Annotated in this window: 23 protein-coding genes; 13 read left to right on the plus strand and 10 right to left on the minus strand. The window is 73.3% G+C overall.

Annotation, left to right across the window (positions count from 1 at the left end; translation table 11 throughout):
- Positions 1-32: 32 nt before the first annotated feature.
- On the minus strand, positions 33-1,013 hold the full coding sequence (locus SM450_RS15900) for an MmpS family transport accessory protein (protein ID WP_474620501.1): 981 nt from the start codon (positions 1,011-1,013) through the stop codon (positions 33-35).
- A gap of 425 nt (positions 1,014-1,438) precedes the next feature.
- Between SM450_RS15900 and glmS the strand changes: the two genes are divergently transcribed.
- A complete protein-coding gene (gene glmS / locus SM450_RS15905) occupies positions 1,439-3,352 on the plus strand; it encodes a glutamine--fructose-6-phosphate transaminase (isomerizing) (protein ID WP_474620502.1) in 1,914 nt (637 codons plus the stop codon).
- A gap of 53 nt (positions 3,353-3,405) precedes the next feature.
- On the opposite strand, the gene SM450_RS15910 is transcribed toward glmS, so the two are convergent.
- Together SM450_RS15910 and SM450_RS15915 are read right to left on the minus strand one after the other, a co-directional pair.
- Positions 3,406-5,091: an alpha/beta hydrolase gene (locus SM450_RS15910; RefSeq protein WP_474620503.1), complete on the minus strand. Its 1,686-nt coding sequence runs from the start codon at positions 5,089-5,091 to the stop codon at positions 3,406-3,408.
- Positions 5,088-5,393: a hypothetical protein gene (locus tag SM450_RS15915; RefSeq protein ID WP_474620504.1), complete on the minus strand. Its 306-nt coding sequence runs from the start codon at positions 5,391-5,393 to the stop codon at positions 5,088-5,090. The genes SM450_RS15910 and SM450_RS15915 overlap by 4 nt, the downstream gene beginning before the upstream one ends.
- Before the next feature lie 202 nt (positions 5,394-5,595).
- Between SM450_RS15915 and SM450_RS15920 the strand changes: the two genes are divergently transcribed.
- From SM450_RS15920 to ung, 5 genes are all read left to right on the plus strand, one after another.
- On the plus strand, positions 5,596-7,065 hold the full coding sequence (locus SM450_RS15920; protein ID WP_474620505.1) for an NAD(P)H-hydrate dehydratase: 1,470 nt from the start codon (positions 5,596-5,598) through the stop codon (positions 7,063-7,065).
- A gap of 95 nt (positions 7,066-7,160) precedes the next feature.
- Positions 7,161-8,279: an alanine racemase gene (gene alr / locus SM450_RS15925; protein WP_474620506.1), complete on the plus strand. Its 1,119-nt coding sequence runs from the start codon at positions 7,161-7,163 to the stop codon at positions 8,277-8,279.
- On the plus strand, positions 8,276-9,370 hold the full coding sequence (locus SM450_RS15930; RefSeq protein ID WP_474620507.1) for an alpha/beta fold hydrolase: 1,095 nt from the start codon (positions 8,276-8,278) through the stop codon (positions 9,368-9,370). The genes alr and SM450_RS15930 overlap by 4 nt, the downstream gene beginning before the upstream one ends.
- Complete coding sequence (gene tsaE, locus SM450_RS15935; RefSeq protein ID WP_474620508.1) at positions 9,367-9,852, plus strand: tRNA (adenosine(37)-N6)-threonylcarbamoyltransferase complex ATPase subunit type 1 TsaE; 486 nt, start codon at positions 9,367-9,369, stop codon at positions 9,850-9,852. Before SM450_RS15930 ends, tsaE begins: the two co-directional genes overlap by 4 nt.
- A 53-nt stretch (positions 9,853-9,905) precedes the next feature.
- The gene (gene ung / locus SM450_RS15940) at positions 9,906-10,607 is read left to right on the plus strand and encodes a uracil-DNA glycosylase (protein WP_474620509.1); all 702 of its coding nucleotides are present in this window, start codon (positions 9,906-9,908) and stop codon (positions 10,605-10,607) included.
- Between the two features lie 10 nt (positions 10,608-10,617).
- Here ung and SM450_RS15945 read toward each other — a convergent pair whose 3' ends face one another.
- The 3 genes from SM450_RS15945 to SM450_RS15955 form a co-directional block, all read right to left on the minus strand.
- Positions 10,618-11,079 carry a MarR family winged helix-turn-helix transcriptional regulator gene (locus SM450_RS15945; protein WP_474620510.1) on the minus strand — a complete coding sequence of 154 codons (462 nt, stop codon included), beginning with the start codon at positions 11,077-11,079 and terminating at the stop codon, positions 10,618-10,620.
- Positions 11,080-11,152: 73 nt separating this feature from the next.
- Complete coding sequence (locus SM450_RS15950; protein ID WP_474620511.1) at positions 11,153-12,691, minus strand: MFS transporter; 1,539 nt, start codon at positions 12,689-12,691, stop codon at positions 11,153-11,155.
- A gap of 116 nt (positions 12,692-12,807) precedes the next feature.
- Positions 12,808-13,650: an AfsR/SARP family transcriptional regulator gene (locus tag SM450_RS15955; RefSeq protein WP_474620512.1), complete on the minus strand. Its 843-nt coding sequence runs from the start codon at positions 13,648-13,650 to the stop codon at positions 12,808-12,810.
- A 239-nt stretch (positions 13,651-13,889) separates the two neighbouring features.
- Between SM450_RS15955 and SM450_RS15960 the strand changes: the two genes are divergently transcribed.
- The 7 genes from SM450_RS15960 (at position 13,890) to SM450_RS15990 (ending at position 18,773) form a co-directional block, all read left to right on the plus strand.
- Entirely contained in the window at positions 13,890-14,906 is a 1,017-nt protein-coding gene (locus tag SM450_RS15960) for an AvrD family protein (RefSeq protein WP_474620513.1), read from the plus strand.
- A gap of 14 nt (positions 14,907-14,920) precedes the next feature.
- Positions 14,921-15,703 (plus strand): AAA family ATPase, encoded by a 783-nt coding sequence (locus tag SM450_RS15965; protein WP_474620514.1) that lies wholly within the window; start codon positions 14,921-14,923, stop codon positions 15,701-15,703.
- Between the two features lie 31 nt (positions 15,704-15,734).
- Positions 15,735-16,244, plus strand: coding sequence for a nitroreductase family deazaflavin-dependent oxidoreductase (locus tag SM450_RS15970; RefSeq protein WP_474620515.1), 510 nt, complete (start codon positions 15,735-15,737; stop codon positions 16,242-16,244).
- A gap of 87 nt (positions 16,245-16,331) precedes the next feature.
- Positions 16,332-17,009 (plus strand): tRNA (adenosine(37)-N6)-threonylcarbamoyltransferase complex dimerization subunit type 1 TsaB, encoded by a 678-nt coding sequence (gene tsaB / locus SM450_RS15975; RefSeq protein ID WP_474620516.1) that lies wholly within the window; start codon positions 16,332-16,334, stop codon positions 17,007-17,009.
- Entirely contained in the window at positions 17,006-17,449 is a 444-nt protein-coding gene (gene rimI, locus SM450_RS15980; protein WP_474620517.1) for a ribosomal protein S18-alanine N-acetyltransferase, read from the plus strand. The genes tsaB and rimI overlap by 4 nt, the downstream gene beginning before the upstream one ends.
- A 5-nt stretch (positions 17,450-17,454) precedes the next feature.
- Positions 17,455-18,501 (plus strand): tRNA (adenosine(37)-N6)-threonylcarbamoyltransferase complex transferase subunit TsaD, encoded by a 1,047-nt coding sequence (tsaD, locus tag SM450_RS15985; protein WP_474620518.1) that lies wholly within the window; start codon positions 17,455-17,457, stop codon positions 18,499-18,501.
- 17 nt (positions 18,502-18,518) lie between these two features.
- Positions 18,519-18,773, plus strand: coding sequence for a hypothetical protein (locus SM450_RS15990; protein ID WP_474620519.1), 255 nt, complete (start codon positions 18,519-18,521; stop codon positions 18,771-18,773).
- A 64-nt stretch (positions 18,774-18,837) separates the two neighbouring features.
- Here SM450_RS15990 and SM450_RS15995 read toward each other — a convergent pair whose 3' ends face one another.
- The 4 genes from SM450_RS15995 to SM450_RS16010 all read right to left on the minus strand — a co-directional run bounded on the left by SM450_RS15995 (position 18,838) and on the right by SM450_RS16010 (position 22,956).
- The gene (locus SM450_RS15995; protein ID WP_474620520.1) at positions 18,838-19,572 is read right to left on the minus strand and encodes a DUF4142 domain-containing protein; all 735 of its coding nucleotides are present in this window, start codon (positions 19,570-19,572) and stop codon (positions 18,838-18,840) included.
- Between the two features lie 102 nt (positions 19,573-19,674).
- A complete protein-coding gene (locus tag SM450_RS16000; protein ID WP_474620746.1) occupies positions 19,675-20,850 on the minus strand; it encodes an ROK family protein in 1,176 nt (391 codons plus the stop codon).
- A 31-nt stretch (positions 20,851-20,881) separates the two neighbouring features.
- Positions 20,882-22,141: a sugar ABC transporter permease gene (locus SM450_RS16005; RefSeq protein ID WP_474620521.1), complete on the minus strand. Its 1,260-nt coding sequence runs from the start codon at positions 22,139-22,141 to the stop codon at positions 20,882-20,884.
- Positions 22,138-22,956, minus strand: a complete 819-nt coding sequence (locus tag SM450_RS16010) for an ATP-binding cassette domain-containing protein (RefSeq protein ID WP_474620522.1) — start codon at positions 22,954-22,956, stop codon at positions 22,138-22,140. Before SM450_RS16010 ends, SM450_RS16005 begins: the two co-directional genes overlap by 4 nt.
- Between the last annotated feature and the right edge of the window lie 3 nt (positions 22,957-22,959).

Consider the following 22,959-nt stretch of genomic DNA (forward strand, 5'->3'; position numbering starts at 1 on the left):
AGCCTACGGCCCGCCGCCGACGTCGCAAGGTGTCACCACCCGAAGCAGGACGCCATCCCGCCCGTCGCGCTCGAATCCCGGGAGACGACCTTCCCGTCGATGGTGATCCGGCAGCTCACCCCGTCGCGCTGCTGGTCATCGGCGATGGCGACGATCTGCACCTGTTTCCGGTCGTTGGCGGTGAACGCCAGCCGCCACGGTGGCTGCATCCCGTTCACGGTGCGGAATTCGCCGTTGGCGTCGTAGAAGTTGACGTTCGCCGCTCCCGTGCCGGTGATCTCGTACACCACCGTGAAGCGGCCACGCCCGGCGGACGGGGTGGTGGCCGGGACCACCGGAGCCGTGGTCGGCTCGTCGGTGAACCCGCCGGGTCCGTCCGGCCAGCCCGGCAGGTCCGGCTCCCCGGACCCGTCGATGAACGGCCGGTCGTACGGCTCCCCGGACGTGGTCGACCCCTCGACGAGGCTGCCGAACACGCCCAGGCCCACGCAGCCGCAGACGGCCAGCACCAGCGCGACGACGATGGCGATGACCACCCCGAGCACCCAGCCCGTACCCGACCGGCGCGGCGGCCCGCCGGGATACGCGTACGGCGGCGGATAGGGCCCGGGCGGGTAGGGCCCGGGCGGGTAGGGCCCGGGCTGGTGGGAACCGGGCTGGTACGCGGCCGGTGGCCATCCCGGGGTGTCCGGAGTCGGCTGTCCGGTGGTGCCGGGCTGTCCTTCGGCGGCCTGGCCGGTGGTGCCGCCTGCCTGGCCGCTCGTGCCGCCTGCCTGGCCGGTGGTGCTGCCTGCCTGGCCGCTCGTGCCGGCTGCCTGGCCGGTGGTGCCGGCCTCGGGTGTCCAGGGGGTCGGATCCCACGGCCTCGGCGACCATGGCGCGGGCGGCGTCCAGGGCTGTGGCGCGGCCAGCGGGTCCGGCGGTGTCCAGGTGGCGGGCTCGCCGGCAGGTGGCGACGCCGTCGGGTCGCTCGGCCCGGGGGTCGGCTCGGGGGTGGGGGCCGTCTCGGACATCGGCTCAGCTCACAGGGGTACGGCGCGGACGACCGCGGAGGGGACGGACCGGGGGATGCCACCCGGCCCCCCAATGTAGGACGTGCCACCCATCCCCGCGCCCCCGCGCCCCGCCCGCCCGGCGACCGCCCCGCTTCGACGGAGATCTTGGAAGGAAACGGCCCCTGGAGGGGCCCAAAACTTCCAAGATCTACTGACGGCGGTTCGGTGAAGCGGACATGAAGGGCGAATCGGCGAGGGTGGGTGCGGCGGCGTCTGTGGAGGGGTGACGCGGGTTGGTGCCCAGGGCTGCGGCGCGGCCAGCGGTCCGGCGGGGGTGATTTGTCCGACGGAAGAGCAATGTTGATCGATTCGCTCATGCTCGGTGATCGTTGACCCACCTTCCGCGCACGCGCGATGAGCGAAACTCGGCTAGGCTGCGGACCATGTGTGGAATCGTGGGTTACGCCGGCGCGCGCCCGGCGCTCGGCATCGTGCTTGACGGACTGCGGCGGCTGGAATACCGAGGCTACGACTCGGCCGGCGTCGCCGTGGTCTGCGACGACGAGCTGCTGACCGAGAAGAAGGCCGGCAAGCTGGCCAACCTGGAGAAGGTGCTCTCCGAGCGGGCCGCCGACAACCCCGAGGACTGCGCCGCCAGCCCGATCGGCATCGGCGACGGCACCACAGGCATCGGCCACACCCGGTGGGCCACGCACGGTGGGCCGACCGACCGCAACGCCCACCCGCACCTCTCGCCGGACGGCCGGGTCGCGGTCATCCACAACGGCATCATCGAGAACTTCGCGAAGCTCCGCGGCGAGCTGGAGGACGAGGGCGTCGAGTTCGCAAGCGACACCGACACCGAGTGCGCCGCGCACCTGATCGCCCGTGCGCTCGCCGATCTGCGGTCGGCCGGTGAGGCCGACAGCCCGCAGTTGCTCGCCTCCGCCATGCGGGTGGTCTGCGGGCGACTCGAAGGGGCGTTCACCCTGCTCGCCGTGGACGCGGCCATCCCCGGCGCGGTGGTCGGCGCCCGGCGCAACTCGCCGCTCGTGGTGGGCCGGGGCGACGGCGAGAACTACCTCGCCAGTGACGTGGCGGCGTTCATCGAGCACACCCGGGACGCGGTCGAGCTGGGGCAGGACCAGATCGTCCTGATCACCGGCGACAGCATCGAGATCACCGACTTCGCCGGCCAGCCCGCGACCGGCAAGGACTTCCACATTGACTGGGACTCGTCGGCCGCCGAGAAGGGCGGTTACGACTGGTTCATGCTCAAGGAGATCGAGGAGCAGCCGCAGGCCATCGCCGACACGCTGCTCGGCCGGCTCACCGAGAGCGGCGAGATCGCGCTCGACGAGGTCCGCCTCAGCGAGCAGGACCTGCGCGACGTCGACAAGATCTTCATCGTCGCGTGTGGCACCTCCTACCACGCCGGCCTGGTCGCCAAGTACGCCATCGAGCACTGGACCCGCATCCCCTGCGAGGTGGAGCTGGCAAGCGAGTTCCGCTACCGCGACCCGGTGCTCGACCGCTCCACCCTGATCGTGGTGATCTCGCAGTCCGGCGAGACGATGGACACGCTCATGGCGCTGCGCCACGCCAAGGAGCAGAAGGCCCGCGTGCTTGCCATCTGCAACACCAACGGCTCCACCATCCCGCGCGAGTCCGACGCGGTGCTCTACACCCACGGCGGCCCGGAGATCGCGGTCGCCTCCACCAAGGCGTTCCTCACCCAGGTCGTCGCCTGCTATCTGATCGGCCTGCACCTGGCCCAGGTGCGGGGGATCAAGTTCGCCGACGAGGTGGGCGCGGTGGTGTCCCAGCTCCAGGAGATGCCGGCCAAGCTGCGCGAGCTGCTGGACCGGATCGAGCCGGTCCGCCAGCTCGGCCGCGAGCTGAAGTCCGAGCCGACGGTGCTGTTCATCGGCCGGCACGTGGGCTACCCGGTCGCGCTCGAAGGCGCGCTGAAGCTCAAGGAACTGGCATACATGCACGCCGAGGGCTTCGCCGCCGGCGAGCTTAAGCACGGCCCGATCTCGCTGATCGACGAGGGCACGCCGGTGATCTGCATCGTGCCGTCCCCGGTCGGCCGGGGCATGCTGCACGACAAGGTCGTCTCCAACATCCAGGAGGTACGCGCCCGGGGCGCCCGCACCATCGTGATCGCCGAGGAGGGCGACCAGGCGGTGGTCCGTTACGCCGACCACCTGATCTACGTGCCGCGTACGCCGACGCTGCTGGCGCCGCTTGTGACCACCGTGCCGCTCCAGGTGCTCGCCGCCGAGATCGCCGCGGCCCGCGGACACGACGTCGACCAGCCGCGGAACCTCGCCAAGTCGGTCACGGTCGAGTAGCTCGGATCGACGCCCGGCCCTCTCCGCCCCACGACGGAGGGGGCCGCGGCGTCTCACCGGCCCAGCACGATCCGCGCCATCCCGTCCAGGGCCGGGTTGTCGGGATCCCAGTAGCCGGTGTGGCCGTGCCGCGCGCTCGGGAAGCGCCGGCCGCCGAAGCCCGGCGCGCTCGGGTCGGCGCCGAACCAGAGCCGGTCGGAGTGCGGGTCGAGCACGGCAAGCGCCGGCCCGAGCGGCGTACCGGCCAGCACGGCACGGCGGGCCAGCTCGTCCGGCTGGCGGGCGAACCGGATCACGTCGTCGGGCGCGGTCGACGCCCAGACCTGCCCAGCCGGCATCCGCAGCTCGGTGGCGTGGTCGACGCCGACCCCGGGTGAGCCGACGAAGACGAGCGCGTCGGCGCCCAGCCCGTGGTCGCGGGCGGCGGCGCCGACCACGAGCGAGCCGTAGCTGTGCCCGAGCACGGTCTGCCGGGCCGGCGACCCCTCGTGCGTGGCCCGCAGCCCCTCCTGGAACCGGTGCAGGGCCGGCCCGGCGTCCTCGGCCTGCCGGGCGCCGGCCGCCTCGGTGAGGAAGTCCGGCGCGTCGTAGTCCAGCCAGAGCACCGCCGCCGTCTCCTCGCCCGGCCCGATCGCCGCGCACCGGTCCAGCACCCGGGCGGCCCGGCCCAGCTCGCCCGGCGCGTCGGCCAGGTCCGCGGTCATGCCGGGGACGTAGGTCAGCACCGCGCCGGCCCGGTCCGGGTTGCCGAGCGCCACCATCGCCCGTCCGTCCCCGGCGAGGTCGAGCCCCAGCAGGTACGCCCGCGGCGCGAACGGCGTCGCCAACCGCTCACCCAGCCCGTCCAGTCCGCGCAGCGCCGCCTCCACCCCGGCCAGCCGGACACGCCTGGTCACCTCGAACGGCCCGGCCGGCAGCGGGCGCAGCAGGGCGAGCCGGCGCGCGAGCAGTTCCTGGCGCCGGTCGGCGAGCAACAGCCGGTTGGCCTGGTCGCGGCCGGCGGCCGGCACTCCGTCCAGACAGCCCACCCGGCCCGGCTCGTGCCCGACCAGCCACCGCCGCTCGGCCGGGCTCAGGCCGGCCCACCAGCGGCTCACCTCGGCCGGTCCGGCTCCGGGCCCCGGTCGCCAGCCGGGTGGGACGCTCACCCACCCGGTCACCGCCGCCGTGGCGATCTCCGCCAGCCGGCCGGCCGCCTCCCGGTCCGCCGCTCCCGCCAGGGCCAGCGCCCCGCGGATACCGGCCTGCGCCTGGACCACCGCGGGCCCGGCCCGGTCGGCGGGTCGGGTCGGGTCGGGCCGAACGGCGCCGGTGCGGTCCACGGACAGGCCGCCGGTCTCGGCACGGGCCACCTCGGCGTCGAGCCGGGCCTTCGCCGCGCCCACCCGCGCGGCGAACTCGGCGAGCGCCTGATCGATCTCGAACAGGGCGGGCAGCCCGTCGGTGAGCGCGGTGCGCAGCTCGGCGAGGTGCCGCTGGGCGGCCGTCGAGGCGGCGCCGGACCAGCCCGGCCGGAGGTCGTCGGCCCGGGCGGTCAGCCCGTCGGCCCGACGGCGCACCGGGTCGGCGAGCCCGCGCCAGGCCGCTCCGGCGGCGAGCCAGGCGCCCGGATCCGCCCGCCAGAGCTGCGCGTAGCCGACCGGGCCCGCGCCGGCTTGCCGGGGCTGCGGGTGGCCGACCGGCCCCGGGCCGGTGGCGACCGCCGGACGCGGACGGGCGCGGACGCCGTCGCCGCTCATCGCGACGCCCCGGCGACACGGCGGGCCGCCCGCTGGTCCACCGCCTCGTAGCCGTCCGCGCCGCCGCGTAGCGCCTCGGCGCTGGCGGCCACCCGTGCCGCGATCGTGCCGGCCCAGCGCCGCACCGCGGCCTCCAGATCGTCGAGCGCCACCCCGGTCCGCCACCCGTCCGGCGGCGGCGTCACAGGCGTCGGCATCCCGCCCGGCCCGTGGGCCAGCCGGTAGGCGTCGTCGGTCAAGCCCCGGGCCACCGCGCGCAGCAACTCCGGATCGACGGCGAACGGCTCCTCGACCACGACCACCTCCCCTCCCGCCGGCCCCACCGGCCGGACCCGGACAGCGGGGACGCTAGGCGGGACGGAACCGCCCGCGCCGGCCCTGTGGACAACCTCGCCGGGTTTCCACAGGGGGCGTTCGCCGGCCTACCCGGGACCCGGGCCGCCGGTAGGGTGAGTTGGTGATCGTGGCCGATCCGGCCGGCGGGACCGAACGGGACGGGATGGCATGAGACCGGTGTGGCGGGTCGCGGATGTTCGCGCGGCAGAGGCGGGGCTGATGGCGACCCTCCCGTCCGGTGCGTTGATGCAACGGGCCGCGGCCGGGCTGGCCCGCAGGTGTGCGCTGCTGCTGGCGGACCGGGGCGGGGTCTACGGCGCCCGGGTCCTGCTGCTCGTCGGCTCCGGCGACAACGGCGGCGACACCCTCTACGCCGGGGCCCGCCTGGCCCGCCGGGGCGCCGCGGTCGACGCCCTGCTCCTCACCCCCGGGCGGGCGCACGCCGACGGGCTGGCCGCGTTACGCGCCGCCGGTGGGCGGGTGGTCGACCGACCGTCCGCCGTGGTCGACCTGGTGCTCGACGGCATCGTGGGCATCGGCGGCACCGGCGGCCTGCGGGAGACGGCCGACCAGCTCGCCGGGAGCCTGGCCGGGCGCGTCGGCCGGGACGGCACCCGGGCCACGGTGGTCGCGGTGGATGTCCCGAGTGGCGTCGCGGTGGACACCGGCCACGTCCCGCTGACCGGCGCCGGCCGGCCCCGCGCGGTCCACGCCGACGTGACCGTGGCGTTCGGCGCGCTCAAGCCGGCCCTGGTGGTCGGCCCGGCCGCCCCGCTGGCCGGCCAGGTCGACGTGGTCGACATCGGGCTCACGCCGTGGCTGCGCGGGTCACCGGCGCTGCGGGTGACCGAGTGGTCCGACGTGGCCGACTGGTGGCCGGCGCTCGGCGCCTCGTCGGAGAAATACTCCCGAGGGGTGGTCGGGGTGGCGACCGGCTCGGCCACCTATCCGGGTGCGGCGGTGCTCTCGGTCGGCGGCGCGCTTGCCGGTCCCACCGGCCTGGTCCGCTATGCCGGCGGCGCCCGGGCCGAGGTGGTGCGCCAGCACCCGTCGGTGATCGCCACCGGCCGGGTCGCCGACGCCGGCCGGGTGCAGGCCTGGGTCTGCGGCTCGGGGCTCGGCACCGGCGAGGACTCCGCCGCCGAGCTGCGCGCGGTGCTTGCCGCGCCGGTGCCTGTGGTGCTGGACGCCGACGCGCTGACTCTGCTTGTCGACGGCAAGCTCGCCGACCGGCTGCGCGGGCGGGACGCCCCGATCGTGGTGACCCCGCACGACCGGGAGTTCGCCCGGCTCTGCGGCGAGATGCCGGAGGAGGACCGGGTCGCCGCGGCGCTGCGACTGGCCGCCTGGATGAACGCGGTGGTGCTGTTGAAGGGCGACCGGACGATCGTCGGCACCCCCGACGGCCGGGCGTACGTCAATCCGACCGGCACCCCGGCGCTTGCCACCGGCGGCACCGGCGACGTGCTTGCCGGGCTGCTCGGTTCGCTGCTCGCCGCCGGGCTGGCTCCCGAGCGGGCGGCCACCGCCGCGGCGTACCTGCACGGGTTGGCCGGCCGGGAGGCGGCGGGTGGCGGTCCGGTGACCGCGCCCGACGTGGCCGCGGCGTTGCGTCCGGTGCTGGCCCGTCTGGGCTGATCCAGGGCTCGACGGCAGCCGGGTGGCGCCCGGTTGGCGGGGCCGGCCGCGCGGCTCACGGCCAGAATGATCACCGACGGAAGTAGGCTGAGGGTATGTGGCAGTCGGAGGTGCGGGTCGATCTCGACGCGATCCGGGAGAACGTGGCCCGGCTGAAGGCCGGAACCAGCGCCGAGCTGATGGCCGTGGTCAAGGCCGACGGGTACGGGCACGGCATGTTGCCGGCGGCCCGCGCGGCGCTCGACGCCGGGGCGGACCAGCTCGGTGTCTGCACCCTCGACGAGGCGCTCCGGCTGCGCCAGGAGGGGATCACCGCGCCGGTGCTGGCGTGGCTGCTCGACCCGGGCCTGCCGCTGCACGACGGGATCGCGGTCGGCGTCGATCTCGGCTGCGCCAGCCTGGCTCAGCTCGACGAGATGACCGAGGCGAGCCGGCGGGCGGATCGGCCGGCCCGGCTGCACCTCAAGATCGACACCGGCTTGTCCCGCGGCGGCGCGACCGTCGCCGACTGGCCGACGCTGCTGGAGGCCGCCGCGAAGGCCCAGGCCGACGGCGTGGTCGAGGTGGTCGGCGTGTGGAGCCACTTCGTCTACGCCGACTCGCCCGGCCACCCCACCACTGACCGTCAACTCGCCGTCTTCCACGAGGGGCTGGAGATGGTGACGCGGGCCGGCCTGCGCCCCCGCTATCGCCACCTGGCCAACTCGGCGGCCACACTGACCCGACCGGACACCCACTTCGACCTGGTCCGTCCGGGCATCGCCATCTACGGCCTGTCGCCGGTCGCGGGCGAACGGTTCGGCTTGCGCCCGGCGATGACCGCGCGGGCCCGGGTGATGCTCACCAAGCGGGTCCCGGCCGGCACCGGCGTCTCCTACGGTCACACCTACCTCACCGAGAACGAGAGCAATCTGGCCGTGGTGCCGCTCGGCTACGCCGACGGGGTGCCCCGGCACGCCTCGAACACCGGTCCAGTGCTGCTCGGCGGCGAGCGGCGGACCATTTCCGGGCGGGTCTGCATGGATCAGTTCGTGGTCGACTGCGGCGACGACGAGGTGGCCGCCGGTGACGTGGCGACGCTGTTCGGCAGCGGCGCGGACGGCGAGCCCACCGCCGACGACTGGGCCGAGGCGGTCGGCACCATCAACTACGAGATCGTCACCCGGTTCGGCGGTGTCCGGGTCCCGCGTGTGTACGACGGTGAGAAAACATGAGTCCGCGACTTCGGGTGCCTCGGCCGCGCGGCGCCGCCGGCAAGGTGGCCGGGCTGGTCGGCGCCGCCGTCGGGGTGGCCGCCGCCGGGCTCGCGGCGGGTGTCGCAAGCGAGCGGGTCCTGGTCCGCCGGCTGAAGAACGACCCCGCCGACCGGTACGCCCACGAGGTGTTCGGCCGGCAGCGTCACGACGAGGCATACCTGCTGGAGATGCCGGACGGCACCGACATCCACGTGGAGGTGGTCGAGCCGACCCGGCCGGTCGCCGGGCACCCGACCGTCGTGCTGGTGCACGGCTTCTGTCTGGACATGGGCACCTTCCACTTCCAGCGCCAGATGCTCGCCGACCGGGGCGACTACCGGGTGGTCGCGTACGACCAGCCGGGGCACGGCCGCTCGGGGCGACTGGAGACCGGCGAGTACGACCTGACCGCGCTTGGCCGCACGTTGCGCCGGGTGCTCGACGAGGTGGCCCCGGACGGGCCGCTGGTGCTTGTCGGGCACTCGATGGGCGGCATGACCATCATGGCGTTGGCCGAGCTCTATCCGGAGCTGTTCGGCGACCGGGTGGTCGGCACCGTGCTGATGGCCACCTCCGGCGGCCTGGCGGCGGAGACCAAGCTGGTGGCTCCCGCGCTGCTCGGTCGGGTCGGCGCGCCGGTGCTCCACATGGTGAGCAACGCCACCCGGTACGGCGGCACGGTGATCGACAAGGCCCGCCGGTCCACCTCGAACGTGGCCTGGCTGCTGACCCGCAAGTACGGCTTCGGCACCCCGAAGCCGAGCCCGGCCCTGGTGTCGTACGTGGAGACGATGAACTCCCGCACCTCTGCCGACACGGTCACCCGCTACCTGCGGACCCTGGCCACCCACTCGCGTTTCCCGGCGCTTGCCGCGCTCGCCGGGACGCCGGTGCTGGTGATCGTGGGGGACAAGGACATGATTACGCCGGTGACGCACTCGGAGGAGATCGTCCGGCGGCTGCCGGAGGCCGAGTTCGTGAAGATCCACGACAGTGGGCACGTGGTGATGCTTGAGCACGCCGACGAGGTGAACGCGGCGTTGGAGAGGTTCCTGGAGTCACTGGGGTGAGTGTGGTCGTGGTGGAGCTGAAGACCGTCGACGACACCCGCGAGTTCGGCCGGCGGCTGGCCGGTGTGCTGCGCGCGGGGGACCTGCTGCTGCTCAGCGGTCCGCTGGGGGCGGGCAAGACCGCGCTGACCCAGGGCCTCGGCGCCGGCCTCGGGGTACGCGGCGACATCACCTCGCCCACCTTCGTCATCGCCCGGGTGCACCGGCCGGACCCGGCGCGGGGCGGCCGGGTGACGCTCGTGCACGCCGACGCGTACCGCCTGGGTGAGGCCGCGGATCCGCGGGCCGAGATCGACGACCTCGACCTGGACGCCTCGGTGGACGAGGCGGTCACCGTGGTGGAGTGGGGCGAGGGGATGGTCGAGCAGTTGGTCGACGCGCACCTGCGGGTCCGCATCGACAGGCGGGACGACGACACCCGGATGGTCACGCTGGAACCGGCCGGCGGCGACTGGGCGTCCCGGCTGGCCACCCTCGGCTGAACGCTGTCGTACCCGCTGCCTAGAGTCCCGGGGACGACTGCGAAAGGTTGCCGATGCCCGACGACGCCCCCGCCCTCGACCTGTTGGCGCTCCTGCCCGAGCCGTGGCGTGCGGCCCTCACCCCGCACCTCGACCCGGTCCGCACCGCGGCGCTTGCCGAGTTCGTCGCCGGGGAGTACGCCACCGCCACGGTCTTCCCGCCGCTTGCCGACCTGTTCTCCGCCTACCGGTTGTGCGGGCCGGCGGAGACCCGGGTGCTCATCCTCGGTCAGGACCCCTACCACAAGGTGGGGCAGGCGCACGGCCTGAGCTTCAGCGTGCGGGCGGGCGTGCCGGTGCCGCCGTCGCTGCGCAACGTCTTCAAGGAGTTGGAGGCGGATCTGGGCGTGCCGAGGCCGCGCGGCGGCAATCTGGACGGCTGGGCGGCGCAGGGTGTGCTGCTGCTCAACTCGGTGCTGACGGTGCGGCAGGCCACCCCCGGTTCGCACGCCAACCGGGGCTGGGAGGAGTTCACCGACGCCACCATCCGGGCGCTCGACGCGCTCGACAAGCGGGTGGTCTTTCTGCTCTGGGGTGGCTACGCGCGTAAGAAGGCGGCGCTTGTCACCAACCCGCGGCACGTGGTGCTGGAGGCCGGGCATCCCAGCCCGATGAACCCGAAGGGTTTCCTGGGCAGCCGCCCGTTCAGCGCGACCGACAAGGCGCTCGCCGACGCGGGCCTGCCCACCGTCGACTGGGCGCGCTCCGCGGGCTGACCGCCTGGCCTCAGGCGTGCGGGTCGTCGTGCAGCACGGCGGTCAGACTGCGGTGCAGCGCGGTCCGTTGCCGGTCGGTGAGCGGGGCGAGGAAGGTCTCCTCGACCTCGGTGACGGCCTCGGTGGCGGTGGCAAGCAACCGCTGGCCGGCCTCGGTCGGGATGAGGTCGTAACGCCGCCGGTCGGTCTCGCTGCGTTGGCGGCGCACCAGGCCGGCCGCCTCGAACTCGTCGACCATGGCGACGACAGTGGTCGGGTCGAGCGCGAACAGGTTGCTCAGTTCCTGCTGGGAAAGCGGGGCCAGCGTGTGCACCGCGGTCAGCGCGAAGAATTTGCGACCGGTCAGCCCGTGCGCGACGAGCGCCTGCTCCACCGCCCGGATCATCAGCAGCCCGGCGCGGTGGAGCAGGTAGCCCGTGTGGTCCCGCAGGAGGCTCGGCGGCGGCGTACCGGCGGAACTCGGCCGTGCCACTCGCCACCTCCGGTAGTCGCCGTCCGGCGCGGACGCCGGTTCGGCCTCATCGTAGGCCAGCGCCGGCTGGCGCTCAGCCGTCGGCCCGCTCCGCCACGGCCGTCGCGTGCAGGTCGCGGTTGCGGATCCATCCGAACGCGACCACGGCCGCGGCCAGGGCGAGGAACGAGCTCACCAGCAGCACGTCCCCGAGGCCGGCGACGAAGGCGGCCCGCCCGGCCTCGCCCGCCTGGGGGGCGGCTCCGGCCGCGACCGCGCGGCCCAGTTCGGCAGCGCCCAGGTGGTCGATCACCCGGTGCTGGAAGAGCGCACCGAAGCCGGCGATGCCGAGGGCCAGGCCGACCTGCTGGAAGGTGACGTTCGTGCCGGAGGCGGCACCGGACTTGGCCGGCTCGACGACGCCCACGGAGAGCGCGGCGCGGGGTGGGTTGAACGCGCCGAGTCCGACGCCGATCAGCACCATCGTGGGCAGCAGCGCGGTCCAGTCGCTCGTGGCGTCCACAAGTGGCTTGAACAGCAGCAGCCCCAGCCAGATGCAGGCGGCGGCGAACGCGACGAGCACCCGGTGCGGCAGCCGGGCGGTAAGTGACCCCGCGAAGATCGCGGCGACGAACAGCGCCACGGTCAGCGGCAGGAAGCGCAGCCCGGACTCCCAGGGGGAGTAGCCGAGGATGTTCTGCACGTAGGAGATCAGCAGGAAGATCGCCGACATGCCGCTGGAGGCCACCAGGATCGCCGCGAGCGAGATGGTGCGGTAGCTGGTGATCCGGAAGAACCCGAGGTCGAGCATCGCCGCCTCGCCGCGGTGCTGTTCGATCAGGACGAAGCCCGTGAACAGCACCGCGGATCCGACGAACGCCCCGACGATCCAGGGGCTCGACCAGCCCTCCTGCTCGCCGCGCAGCAGGCCGAGCACCAGCAGGGTGAGCGCCGCGGAGAAGGTGGCCAGGCCCGGCCAGTCGACACGTCGGGCCCCGTGCCCCGGCGTGTTCGGCATCCGCAGCATCCCCAGGACGAAGGCGACCACGCCCACGGGGAGGTTCACCAGGAAGATCCATCGCCAGTTGACGCCGCTGGTCAGCGCGCCGCCGATCAACGGTCCGAGGGCGATGGCCAGGCCCGAGCCGGCGCCGAAGATGCCGAATGCGGCTCCTCGGCTGCGCCCCTGGAACTCCCGCCCGATGAGCGCCGGACCGACCGCGTAGAGGACGGCTGCGCCCATGCCCTGCACGCCCCGGGCGAGGTTCAGCGTCAGGATGTCGGTGGCCACCCCGCAGGCCACCGACGCGGCGGTGAAGATAGTCAGGCCGGCCAGGAAGACCCGCTTGCCGCCGAGCCGGTCGGCCAGCGAGCCGCCGGTCAGCAGGAACACCGCCAGGGTCAACGCGTACGCGTCGATGACCCACTGCAACCCGGAGAAGTCGGCGTGGAGCGTGTTACGCAGCTCGGGCAGCGCGACGTTCACCACGGTCAGGTCGAGGGTCAGCATGAACGTCCCGGCGGTGACGATGGCCAGGGTCCACCACCGGGTGGGGGACGGGCCGGTGACCGGGCCGTCCGGTGCGGTCGCCGTGGGGCCCCCGGAGCTGACCGCGTGGTTCGGTGCGGACATACTTCCTCCACAGTGTTCTCCGATGGTCGGATAACTCTATCATTCCCTCAGACTACTTTCTCCCGTCCCGCGTAGGGACCCCTTTCCTGTCCGAAGCCCGTCAGCGCCGAAGCCCGTCAGCCGCGGGCGCCGCTGTCCACCCCGTAGGTGATCGCGAGGCTGTGAGCGGCCGGCGAGCGGTCGTCGGCCGCCGGTGGTGGTTCGTCGAGCCGTAGCGCCGGATCGTCCCGCAGCACCTGCCCCTGCAGCCGGCCGAGTGTCGCGCCGGGATCGAGCCCCAGCTCGGCCCGGAGGACGCGGGCCGCCTGCGCGTACGCCGCCAGGGCCTCGGCGCGCCGGCCACTGCGGTACAGGGCCACCATGAGCTGCGCGGTGAGCCGCTCACGCAGCGGGTGCCGCGCCACCAGATCGAGCAGCTCCGGTACGGCGAGCCGGTGCCGCCCGACCGCGAGCTCGGCGTCGATCCGGTATTCCACGGTGGTCAGCCGCAGCTCCTCCAATCGCCCCAGCTCGGCGATCACGCTTCCGTGCAGTTCCGTGTCGGCCAGCAGCGGACCCCGCCACTGCGCCAGCGCCTCGGACAGCACCTCCGAGGCCGCGCTCGGTTCGCCGGCGCGCAACAGCAGTTGCCCCCGCACGGCGAGCCGCGCGAACCGGTCCGTGTCGAGTTCCCCCGGCTCGACCCGGAGCCGGTATCCGCCGGACTGGCCGACCAGTCGGTCCCGCTCGTCGGCGAGCAGGCGACGCAGGCGCCAGGCGTAGGTGCGGATCAACCCCTCGGCGCTCGACGGTGGTCCTTCGCCCCAGATGGCCTCGGCCAGGCGTTCGGCGGAAATGAACCGATTGGGTTCCAACAGCAGCGCGGCGAGGAGAGCGCGTTGCTTGGTCGAAGTGATGACAAGCTGTCGCTGGTCGTGGCATAACGCCACGGGTCCGAGCAGCCCGAATCGCATGGACATGCGAACATTCCTCCCCCGTGCGGCGGCCGGGTCGTCGCCGGCTGCCTGTTGCCGTTTCTCTCGATAGACCCTCGTTAGATGAGCGGTACACGGCGCCCTGTCACGCTGGGCCGGTGGCGGTGGGTGGGCCGGCAGTCGTCGTTGATCTCGAATCGGCCGGACCAAATCTTACGCTCGCGCCATTCCAGCATGCGCTCGGCAAACAACATGTCGAGTTTCGGGCAACGGGGGGAACGAAAGTGGATCAGAGAACGGTCCGGTACGCGGCAATTGATCATTGCCTGGGAAGAAGTGGCTCCCGCTATTTCGGCCAGGGATTCCGGCGGGTCGGGCACCGGGTGCGCGAGCTGCGTGTCGTCGCCGGTGGGTCGACCGACCTCGTCTCCGCCGTAGTCGATGTCGAGTACCCGGACGACTGGTCGAGCAAGCCTGTCGTCGATGCTCCCCGACCGCACCTGAGCACCGTGGACGCGCTGGTCGTGGCGGTGCAGCTGGCCGAGGCGCTGCTGGTGCGGGTGCACGGTCTGGACGAGGAACGCCGGCGGCGGATGTGGCTGCGGTCGTTCGCCATGAAGGCGGGCGCGACGCCGCAACTGCACCTGGTCGGCGTCCCGGCGACCGGCCGCCGGGAGAGCGTTCTGCCGGCGCTTGACGGCCCGGGCGCGCTGGTGTCCCGCTTCGACATCAGGGTGGGCACCATCCGGGTCGCCTGTGACATCGGTCACGACGGCGGGGACGGCGCGTCGGCGGGGGAGTGGTCCGAGATCAGCGAGCTGCTCGGTGACTCGGCCGGCCGGGTCTACGGGCGGGGGTTCACCCGCCGGCAACAGCTCATCACGGATCTTGAGGTGGACGTGCCGGCGGGGGCGGTGCGCGGGCTCATGCTGATGACCGACGCGACGCCGCCGCCCGGAGGTTGGACCGGCTTCTCCGCCCACTACGAGCCGGCCCTGTCGATGGTGGACTGCCTCATCGCGATGGCCCAGCTCGCCCAGGTGCTCATGTACGACTGCGACGGCGTCGAGCGCGCCGAGACCGGCAATCTCTGGATGCGCCGGGTCGCCATGTCCGCGCGTACGCCGTACCAGCCGATCACTAATGCGTTCGTCGCCAACGGAATGGTGGTGAACGGCAGGCACATCGACCGGGCCGGTGCCCGGTGGAGTCTCTACGACCTGAGCGGAGTCTGCCAGGGAATCGAGACCACCGCATCGCTTGCCTACCTACAGCCGACCGAAATCCTGTCCTCGATCTGACGGAGGTCGACCCCGTGTCGGTACCAACGGAAAAACCCCTACGACTCGCCATTTCCGGCACTTTCGGCGTGGGTAAGACCACCACCGCCGAGGCCGTGGCAATTGCCGCCGGAATTCCCCGTACCCATGCCCTGACCTCGCGCGAGATTCTGCGTGACCTGGTGCCGGGGAAAACTGTTCAGGAACTGTCCGCGACGGAACTGCTGCTGCTCGGCCTGCGCCGGTTGGAGGAGCGGATCCACAACGAGGCCGAAATCCCCGGCTCCTTCGTCTCCGACGGCTCGGTGATCCACGAGTGGGTCTACGGCGAGGCGCGGATGCGGGTCGGCATCAACCCGGGCGCCAGTTGGGCGCTGCGGACCGTGAAGGCGGTGGTCGGCCTGCCGTACCGCCGCTTCTACCAGAGCTACATGGACGCCTACGGGATCATCGTCAAGAACCGGGCGGCCCGGCTGTACGACGCGTACGTGCACCTGCCGGTGGAGTTCGAGATGGAGCGGGACGGCCACCGGCCGGTCTCGGAACCGTTCCGTCTCCTCTCCGACCGGCTGCTGATCGAGACGTTGGAGGAGATCGGCGTCCGCTACGACATCGTCGGGGGCACCGTCGCCGAGCGGGTGGCGAAGATCCTGGAACTGCACCGGTTGCCGCTCGTCGTGCCGGTGGACGAGGCGATCGAGCTGGCGGGGCGGCGCGTCCGGGAGGCGACCGACGTGCTGGAACGGCACTCGCGGGAGATGGCGGCCGACCGGGACCGGTCGCTGCGCCGCCGCCTCCGGTACGCCGTGCGCTACTGACCCGGGACGGCAGGAGGAGGGACGTGATCCCATGAGCGTGACCGAGCGGCTGCGGCGGCGGGCGATGGACAGTCCGGGTTTCGTCCGGCTGGCCCGCCGGGTGCTGCCCCGGCTGGACGTACGACTGCACAGGTGGACCGGGGGCCGGCTCACGTCGAGCCCGGGGGCCGGCCGGACGCTGCTGCTGACCACCACCGGGCGGCGCTCCGGCGAGCCCCGCACCACCCCGCTGATCTACACCCGACAGCGGGACGGCTATCTGGTGGTGGGCTCCAACTGGGGCGCCGGCGGCCGGCCCGCCTGGCTGCTGAACCTGCTCGCGGAACCGACCGCGACGATCGAGGTCGACGCCGCCCGCCGGTCGGTGGTCGCCCACCTGCTGGACGAGGCGGAGCGGACGGCGGTCTGGGCCGAGCTGGTCCGGGGCTGGCCGCTCTACGGCGAGTTGGCCGAGCGGGCCGGCGGCCGGCCGCTGCCCGTCGTCCGGCTCACCCCGATCCGGCCTGCGCCGGGCATCCCGATCCGGCCGGCGCCGGACTGACCGATCCGGCCCGCGCCGGGCATCCCGATCCGGCCCGCGCCGGGCTGACCCGCGCCGGTCGGACCGGGCCGGATAGGCTGGCAAACCGTGCTCGTACTCGTGGTGGACTCCTCGACGCCCGCGGTGACCGCGGCGCTGGCCGAGGTCTCGGCGGACGGCGTCGCGCTCCGCGCGTCCCGGTGCACGGTCGACGGCCGGGCCCACGGCGAGTTGCTCGCGCCGCAGGTCGACGCGGTGCTCGCCGAGGTGGGCGCGCGCCCCGCCGACCTGGCCGCGATCGTCGCCGGGCTCGGCCCGGGGCCGTTCACCGGCCTGCGGGTGGGGCTGGTCACCGCCGCCACCGTGGGCCAGGTGCTCGGCGTGCCGACGTACGGCGTCTGCTCGCTCGACGGCCTCGGCCACCCGGCAGCCGCCGGCGAGCCGGTGCTGGCGGCGAGCGACGCGCGGCGGCGGGAAATCTACTGGGCCGTCTACGACGGCGCCGGCCGGCGCGTCGCCGGGCCGGACGTGGCCGCACCGGCGGTGGCCGCCGAGCGCGCCCGCGACCTGGCGGTCGCCGTCGCGGTCGGCGACGGCGCGCACCGGTACGCGGACGTGCTGGGCCTGCCGGTGCGGGCCGAGCCGCGTTACCCGGATCCGATGGCGCTTGTCGGCCTCGCCGCGGAGCGGATCCGGGCGGGCGCGCCGGGCGAGTCGCTCACCCCGCTCTACCTGCGCCGGCCGGACGCGGTGGCGGCCACCGGCCACAAGCCGGTCCTGCGATGAGGCTGAGCCGGTTCCGCTGGTGGCACGTGGACGAGGTGCTGCCCATCGAGGCGGACCTGTTCGGCGCCGAGCAGTGGTCGCCGGGGATGTTCTGGAACGAACTCGCCAACGGGCACTTCTATCTGGTCGCCGTCGACGACGACGGCAGCGTGGCCGGCTACGCCGGGCTGGCCGTGGCCCCGCCGGACGAGGCGTGGGTGCAGAACATCGCGGTCCGCCGGGACGCCCAGCGCCGCGGGGTCGGCCGGACGCTGCTGGAGGCGCTGCTCGCCGAGGCGGCCCGGTGCGGCGTCCGCAGTACGTTGCTGGAGGTCGCCGCCGACAACGCCCCGGCGCAACGGCTGTACGCCACGTACGGCTTCGAGCCGATCGGCGTGCGGCGCGGCTACTACCAACCGAGCAACACCGACGCGCTTGTCATGCAGCGCAATAAGGACTGACGCGGATGGCTGACGAACCACTGATCCTCGGCATCGAGACCTCCTGCGACGAGACCGGCGTGGGCATCGTGCGCGGGCACACGCTGCTTGCCGACGCGCTCGCCTCAAGCGTCGAGGAGCACGCCCGGTTCGGCGGGGTGGTGCCGGAGGTGGCCAGCCGGGCCCACCTGGAGGCGATCGTGCCGACCATGGACCGGGCGCTGCGGGACGCCGGCGTCACCATCGCCGACGTGGACGCGATCGCGGTGACCTCCGGACCGGGCCTGGCCGGCGCGCTGCTCGTCGGCGTCGCCGCCGCGAAGGGCTACGCGGTGGCCGCGGAGAAACCCGTGTACGGGGTGAACCACCTCGCCGCGCACGTGGCTGTGGACACGCTTGAGCACGGCCCGCTGCCCGAGCCGGCGATCGCGTTGCTGGTCTCCGGCGGGCACTCCTCGCTGCTGCGCGTCGACGACCTGGCCCGGGGTGTCGTCCCGCTCGGCGCCACCATCGACGACGCGGCCGGGGAGGCGTTCGACAAGGTGGCCCGGCTGCTCGGGCTGCCGTTCCCGGGCGGGCCCCACATCGACCGGGAGGCGCGGGCCGGCGACCCGGCCTCGATCGCGTTCCCGCGTGGGCTGACCGCCGCGAAGGACCTGGCCGGGCACCGCTTCGACTTCTCGTTCTCCGGCCTGAAGACGGCGGTGGCCCGCTGGGTGGAGGCGCGGCAGCGGGCCGGTGAGCCGGTGCCGGTGGCCGACGTGGCGGCGTCCTTCCAGGAGGCGGTCTGCGACGTGCTCGTCGGCAAGGCGCTCGACGCCTGCCGCAGCAGCGGGATCGACACGCTTGTGATCGGGGGCGGGGTGGCGGCCAACTCGCGGCTGCGGGCGATGGCCGAGCAGCGGGCCGCCAGGCACGGCGTCCGGGTGCGTACGCCCCGGCCGAAGCTCTGCACGGACAACGGCGCGATGGTGGCGGCGCTCGGTTCGCACCTGGTCGCCGCGGGCGTCGCGCCGAGCCGGCTGGACCTGCCGGCCGACTCGGCGATGCCGCTGACCGTGGTCAGCGTCTGACCGTTGGAGGGGACCGAATGATCGTCCGGATGTGGGAGGCGAAGGCCGAGCCGTACGGCTTCGCCGACCTGATCACCTGGGTCTGCGAGACCGCGCTGCCCGAGTTCGAGCACGACCCGATGCACGTCGCAAGCGAGGTGTTCTCCTCCACCGACCATCGACTGGTGGTGATCTCGAAGTGGCGGAACAACCCGCGGGAGCTGCCCGAGCCCCCCATGCGCCTGGTAGCCCGCCCGCCGCACCACTGGGACTTCACCTCCGTCGACCGCTGAGGGTGTAAGGAGGGGGCCCCGCTTAACGCCTCTGGTATAGGCGGGGCCCCCTCTTAACACCTGCTCAGGAGCGGCGCATCAACCGCCAGGTCGCGTACCCGCCGGTGCCCAGCGCGATCAGGAACACCGCCCACACCACCCCCGTCCCCACCTGGAGCCCGGGGCTGCCCACGTTGGCCTTGGCCGCGGCGATCAGCGAGTCGCTCTGCGCCGGCGGCAGCGCGGGCGGCGGCAACTGCTGCCAGCGGACCAGTCCGGTGCTCTCCAGCATGGTCATGTGGTCGTTGACGAACCTGTTCGCGTCCTCGGCGAGCTTCCGCACGACCGGGTCCTTGGTGCTGGCCCGGACCGCGCCGATCACCGGGAAGATGTTGCCGTGGGCGACCCGGAGCCGGGTGACGAAGATCTGGTCGAACTGTGCGCCGGTGGCGTTCTGCATCTCGGTCAGCCACCCCTTCTGCTGGGTCGTCGGGTCCGTCGGCAGGACCGCGCCCAGTTTGTTGGCCGCCTCGACCACCAACTGGTCCAGCTCGGCGTGCTGGCGGGCGATCTCCGCGCCGACCTCCCGTACCCGGGGGGACTGGCCCTTCTCGGCGGCCATCGTCCCGGCCGGCATCTCCCAGAGCCCGGCCAGCCGGACGCCGTTGAGCAGCGTCATGTCGGCGGCGTTCATCTGCACGCCGGGATTGGGCGCGGCCTGCGCCGCGCCGGGAAGAACGCCGATCCCCGCGCCGAGCACGACGAGCAGCAGGGTCACCCGGTGCGCCAGCCGGCGACGTGCGGATTCCAGCGATGCCATGGTTGCGGTGCCTCCTCGGTCCGGACCGTTACGCGGGTCGCGGACGGCCGCACCCGACCGGCCGTCCCTCCGTCCGCACACTGGTACGGATCACGGGGCCGATCAGTTCAGCGGGTCGGCGAGGAGGCGTTCGAAAGCCAACTCGGCGGCGCCGACGAGCGCCGCGTCGTCGCCGAGTTCCGGGGTACGCAACCGTACGTGCTCCAGGCAGGCGGGCAGCCCGTTGCGGTTGAGCCGGCTGCGTACCTGGGCCGCGGCGGCCAGGTAGAGGTCGCGCATGGTGCCACCGAAGATGACCATCTCCGGGTTGAAGATGTTCACCAGGTTGGCCACGCCGAAGCCGAGCCAGTCGCCGGCCTGCCGGACCGCGGTCTGCGCCCGGGCGTCTCCGCGGTCGGCGGCGTCGAAGACTCCCAGCAGGGCGTCCCGGCCGCGTGCGTCGGCCCGGTCGGCGGCGCGCAGCAGCCCGTACTCGCCGATCTCGGTCTCCCAGCAGCCGCGCCGGCCGCAGTCGCAGCGCGCGCCGTCGCGGACCACCACCATGTGGCCGACCTCGCCGCCGTAGCCGCCGTGCCCGGTCAGCCGCCGCCCGCCGGCGATGATGCCGGCCCCGACGCCCACGTCCCCGTACAGGTAGATGACGTTGTCGCAGCCGGTGGCCGCGCCGCGGGCGTGTTCGGCGAAGGCGGCCACGTCGGCCACGTTGCCCACCGTGATGGGTACGTCGATGCCCAGCTCGGCGGCGAGCGCGGCGCCGATCGGCTCGTCCACCCAACCGGTGGTCGGGCTGAGCCGCACCAGCCCGTCGTCGCGGCGCACCATGCCGCAGACCGCGACCCCGGCGCCGACGCAGAACGACTCCGCCGGCACCGTCTGGTGCATCTCCTTGACCGCGCCGGCAAGCAGCGGGGCGGCCTCCCCGGCAACGAGGTTGCGCGGCCGGTCCAGCTCGCGACGGTCGAGCACCTCACCGCCGAGCCCGACCCGCGCGGCCCGCAGCCGGTCCACCTCGACGCTGTACGCGTACGCGTAGACCCGGCCCGACTCGGGCCGGACGACGAGTGACGGTCGTCCGGCCCGGCCGGTCTCCTTCGGTGTTCCCTCGCTCACCAGACCGGCGCCGGCCAGGTCCGCGGTCAGCGCGCCGATGGTGCTGCGGTTGAGCCCGAGCGCGGTGGTCAGCTCGGCGCGCGTGGTGGCGCCGTGCACGTGCACGTAGCGGAGCAATGCGCCCAGGTTCTGCCGGCGAATCTCGTCCTGGCTGGGACCCGCGCGCATTGCCACTGCCATGGTGTGTCCGCGCCCGGGGTCAGCGCGTGCCGGTGGCGGCGGCCCGCCGCCTCGACAGCGCGTCGATGGTCGCGGCGGCGAGCAGGACCACGCCGGTGACCACGAACTTGACGCCCGAGCTGTACCCCATCAGTCCCATGCCGTTGTCGATCACCGCGACCACCGCGCCACCGAGCACGGCGTCGAGGACGCGGCCCTTGCCACCGAAGAGGCTGGTGCCGCCGATCACCGCCGCGCCGACGGCGTAGAGCAGCACGTTGCTGCCGCCGGTGTTGGGGTCGACCGAGTTGGCCCGGCTGGCCGCCACGATGCCGCCGACGGCGGCCATCCCGGAGCAGATGACGAAGACGGAGATGCGGATCTTGTCGACGTTGATGCCGGCCCGGCGGGCCGCCTCGGCGTTGCCGCCGACCGCGTAGATGTGCCGGCCGTAGCTGGTGCGCTGGAGCACGAACGTCCAGACGATCAGCAGCAGCGCGATGATCGGCACCACGATCGGTACGCCCTTGAGCGAGGTGACAAGCACGTTCCGGCTGCGCTCCAGGTTGAGCACGTAGACCGCGATGCCGAGGATCACGGCGAGGCCACCGATCCGGGCGGCCACCACCGCGATCGGGTCGGTGACCAGGCCACGGCTGGACCGGTTGCGGTATCGCAGCAGTTGCACGGCCGCGTACCCGGCGACGGCCACCGCGGCCAGCGCCCAACCCAGCACGGGCGGGAGGTTGCGGTTGGCGATCGCCACCAGCACGTCGTCCCGGACCGCGATGTTGGCACCCTCGTCCATGAGCGTCAGCACGACGCCCTGGAAGGCGAGGAACCCGGCGAGCGTGACCACGAAGGACGGGATGCCGACCTTCGCGACCAGCAGGCCGAGCACGATGCCGATGACCAGGCCGGTGCCGACGGCGGCGAGCACCGCCACGTACCAGGGGTATCCGAGCACGGTGACGGTGTTGGCCAGGATCGCGGCGCAGACGCCGCTGGCGAAGCCGGCGGAGAGGTCGATCTCGCCGAGCAGCAGGACGAAGACCAGGCCCATCGCGATAAGCGTGACGGCCGCGCCCTGGGTGAACAGGTTGGCGAGGTTGCCGGCGGTGAAGAACGACGGGCGGGCGATCGAGAAGCCCACGGCGAGCGCGAGGAGCATCACCACGGCGGGCAGGGCGCCGATGTCGCCACCGCGTACCCGGCGCCAGTAGTTGTTCACGTGGCTGCCCACGGTCGGCGTCGGCGTGACGCCGGCCGGGCCTTCCTTCTTCACGACGGTGGCGGTCATCGGACGGCTCCTGGGGTGGTGTCGGCGGGCGCGGCGCCGGTGCCGTTGCTGCCCGGTTCGCCGGCGAGGCCGAGGTCGCCGGAGCGGCCGGCGGTGATCAGCTCGACCACCTGCGAGTGGGTGATGTCGGTGGTCTTCACCTGGGCGACCATCTGGCCGAGGTAGAGCGCGGCGATCCGGTCGGAGACCGCGAAGACGTCGTTCATGTTGTGCGAGATGAGCACCACGGCCAGGCCGTTGTCGGCCAGCCGGCGGACCAGCTCCAGCACCTGGGCGGTCTGCGCGACGCCGAGCGCGGCGGTGGGCTCGTCCAGGATGACGAGCCTGCTGTTCCAGAGCACGGCCTTGGCGATGGCGACGGTCTGTCGCTGGCCGCCGGAGAGGCTGGCCACGTGCTGGCGCAGCGACTTCACGGTGCGGACACTCAGGCTGGCAAGCGTCTCGGCGGCCATCTGCTCCATCGTCGGCTCGTCGAGCACGATGCCGCTGCGCTTCTCCCGGCCGAGGAACATGTTCTGCACGATGTCGAGGTTGTCGCAGAGCGCCAGGTCCTGGTAGACGACCTCGATCCCGAGCGCGGCGGCGTCCCGGGGGCTGTTGATGCTCACCGGCCGGCCGTCGAAGACGAACTCGCCGGCCTCGGTGGGATAGATACCGCTGATGCACTTGACCAGGGTCGACTTGCCGGCGCCGTTGTCACCGACGAGCGCGGTCACCTCGCCCGGGTGCGCGGTGAAGGCGACGTCACGCAGCACCTGGACGGGACCGAAGCTCTTGTCGATCCCGCGTAGCTCCAGCAGGGGGGTTGCGGACACGGG

Source organism: Micromonospora marincola (assembly GCF_056150385.1).

Coding starts and splice junctions, on each gene's coding strand:
- SM450_RS15900 (WP_474620501.1), bottom strand. CDS start 1,013: ATGTCCGAGACGGCCCCCACCCCCGAGCCGACCCCCGGGCCGAGCGAC.
- glmS (WP_474620502.1), top strand. CDS start 1,439: ATGTGTGGAATCGTGGGTTACGCCGGCGCGCGCCCGGCGCTCGGCATC.
- SM450_RS15910 (WP_474620503.1), bottom strand. CDS start 5,091: ATGAGCGGCGACGGCGTCCGCGCCCGTCCGCGTCCGGCGGTCGCCACC.
- SM450_RS15920 (WP_474620505.1), top strand. CDS start 5,596: ATGAGACCGGTGTGGCGGGTCGCGGATGTTCGCGCGGCAGAGGCGGGG.
- alr (WP_474620506.1), top strand. CDS start 7,161: ATGTGGCAGTCGGAGGTGCGGGTCGATCTCGACGCGATCCGGGAGAAC.
- SM450_RS15930 (WP_474620507.1), top strand. CDS start 8,276: ATGAGTCCGCGACTTCGGGTGCCTCGGCCGCGCGGCGCCGCCGGCAAG.
- ung (WP_474620509.1), top strand. CDS start 9,906: ATGCCCGACGACGCCCCCGCCCTCGACCTGTTGGCGCTCCTGCCCGAG.
- SM450_RS15950 (WP_474620511.1), bottom strand. CDS start 12,691: ATGTCCGCACCGAACCACGCGGTCAGCTCCGGGGGCCCCACGGCGACC.
- SM450_RS15955 (WP_474620512.1), bottom strand. CDS start 13,650: ATGTCCATGCGATTCGGGCTGCTCGGACCCGTGGCGTTATGCCACGAC.
- SM450_RS15970 (WP_474620515.1), top strand. CDS start 15,735: ATGAGCGTGACCGAGCGGCTGCGGCGGCGGGCGATGGACAGTCCGGGT.
- rimI (WP_474620517.1), top strand. CDS start 17,006: ATGAGGCTGAGCCGGTTCCGCTGGTGGCACGTGGACGAGGTGCTGCCC.
- tsaD (WP_474620518.1), top strand. CDS start 17,455: ATGGCTGACGAACCACTGATCCTCGGCATCGAGACCTCCTGCGACGAG.
- SM450_RS15990 (WP_474620519.1), top strand. CDS start 18,519: ATGATCGTCCGGATGTGGGAGGCGAAGGCCGAGCCGTACGGCTTCGCC.
- SM450_RS15995 (WP_474620520.1), bottom strand. CDS start 19,572: ATGGCATCGCTGGAATCCGCACGTCGCCGGCTGGCGCACCGGGTGACC.
- SM450_RS16000 (WP_474620746.1), bottom strand. CDS start 20,850: ATGCGCGCGGGTCCCAGCCAGGACGAGATTCGCCGGCAGAACCTGGGC.
- SM450_RS16005 (WP_474620521.1), bottom strand. CDS start 22,141: ATGACCGCCACCGTCGTGAAGAAGGAAGGCCCGGCCGGCGTCACGCCG.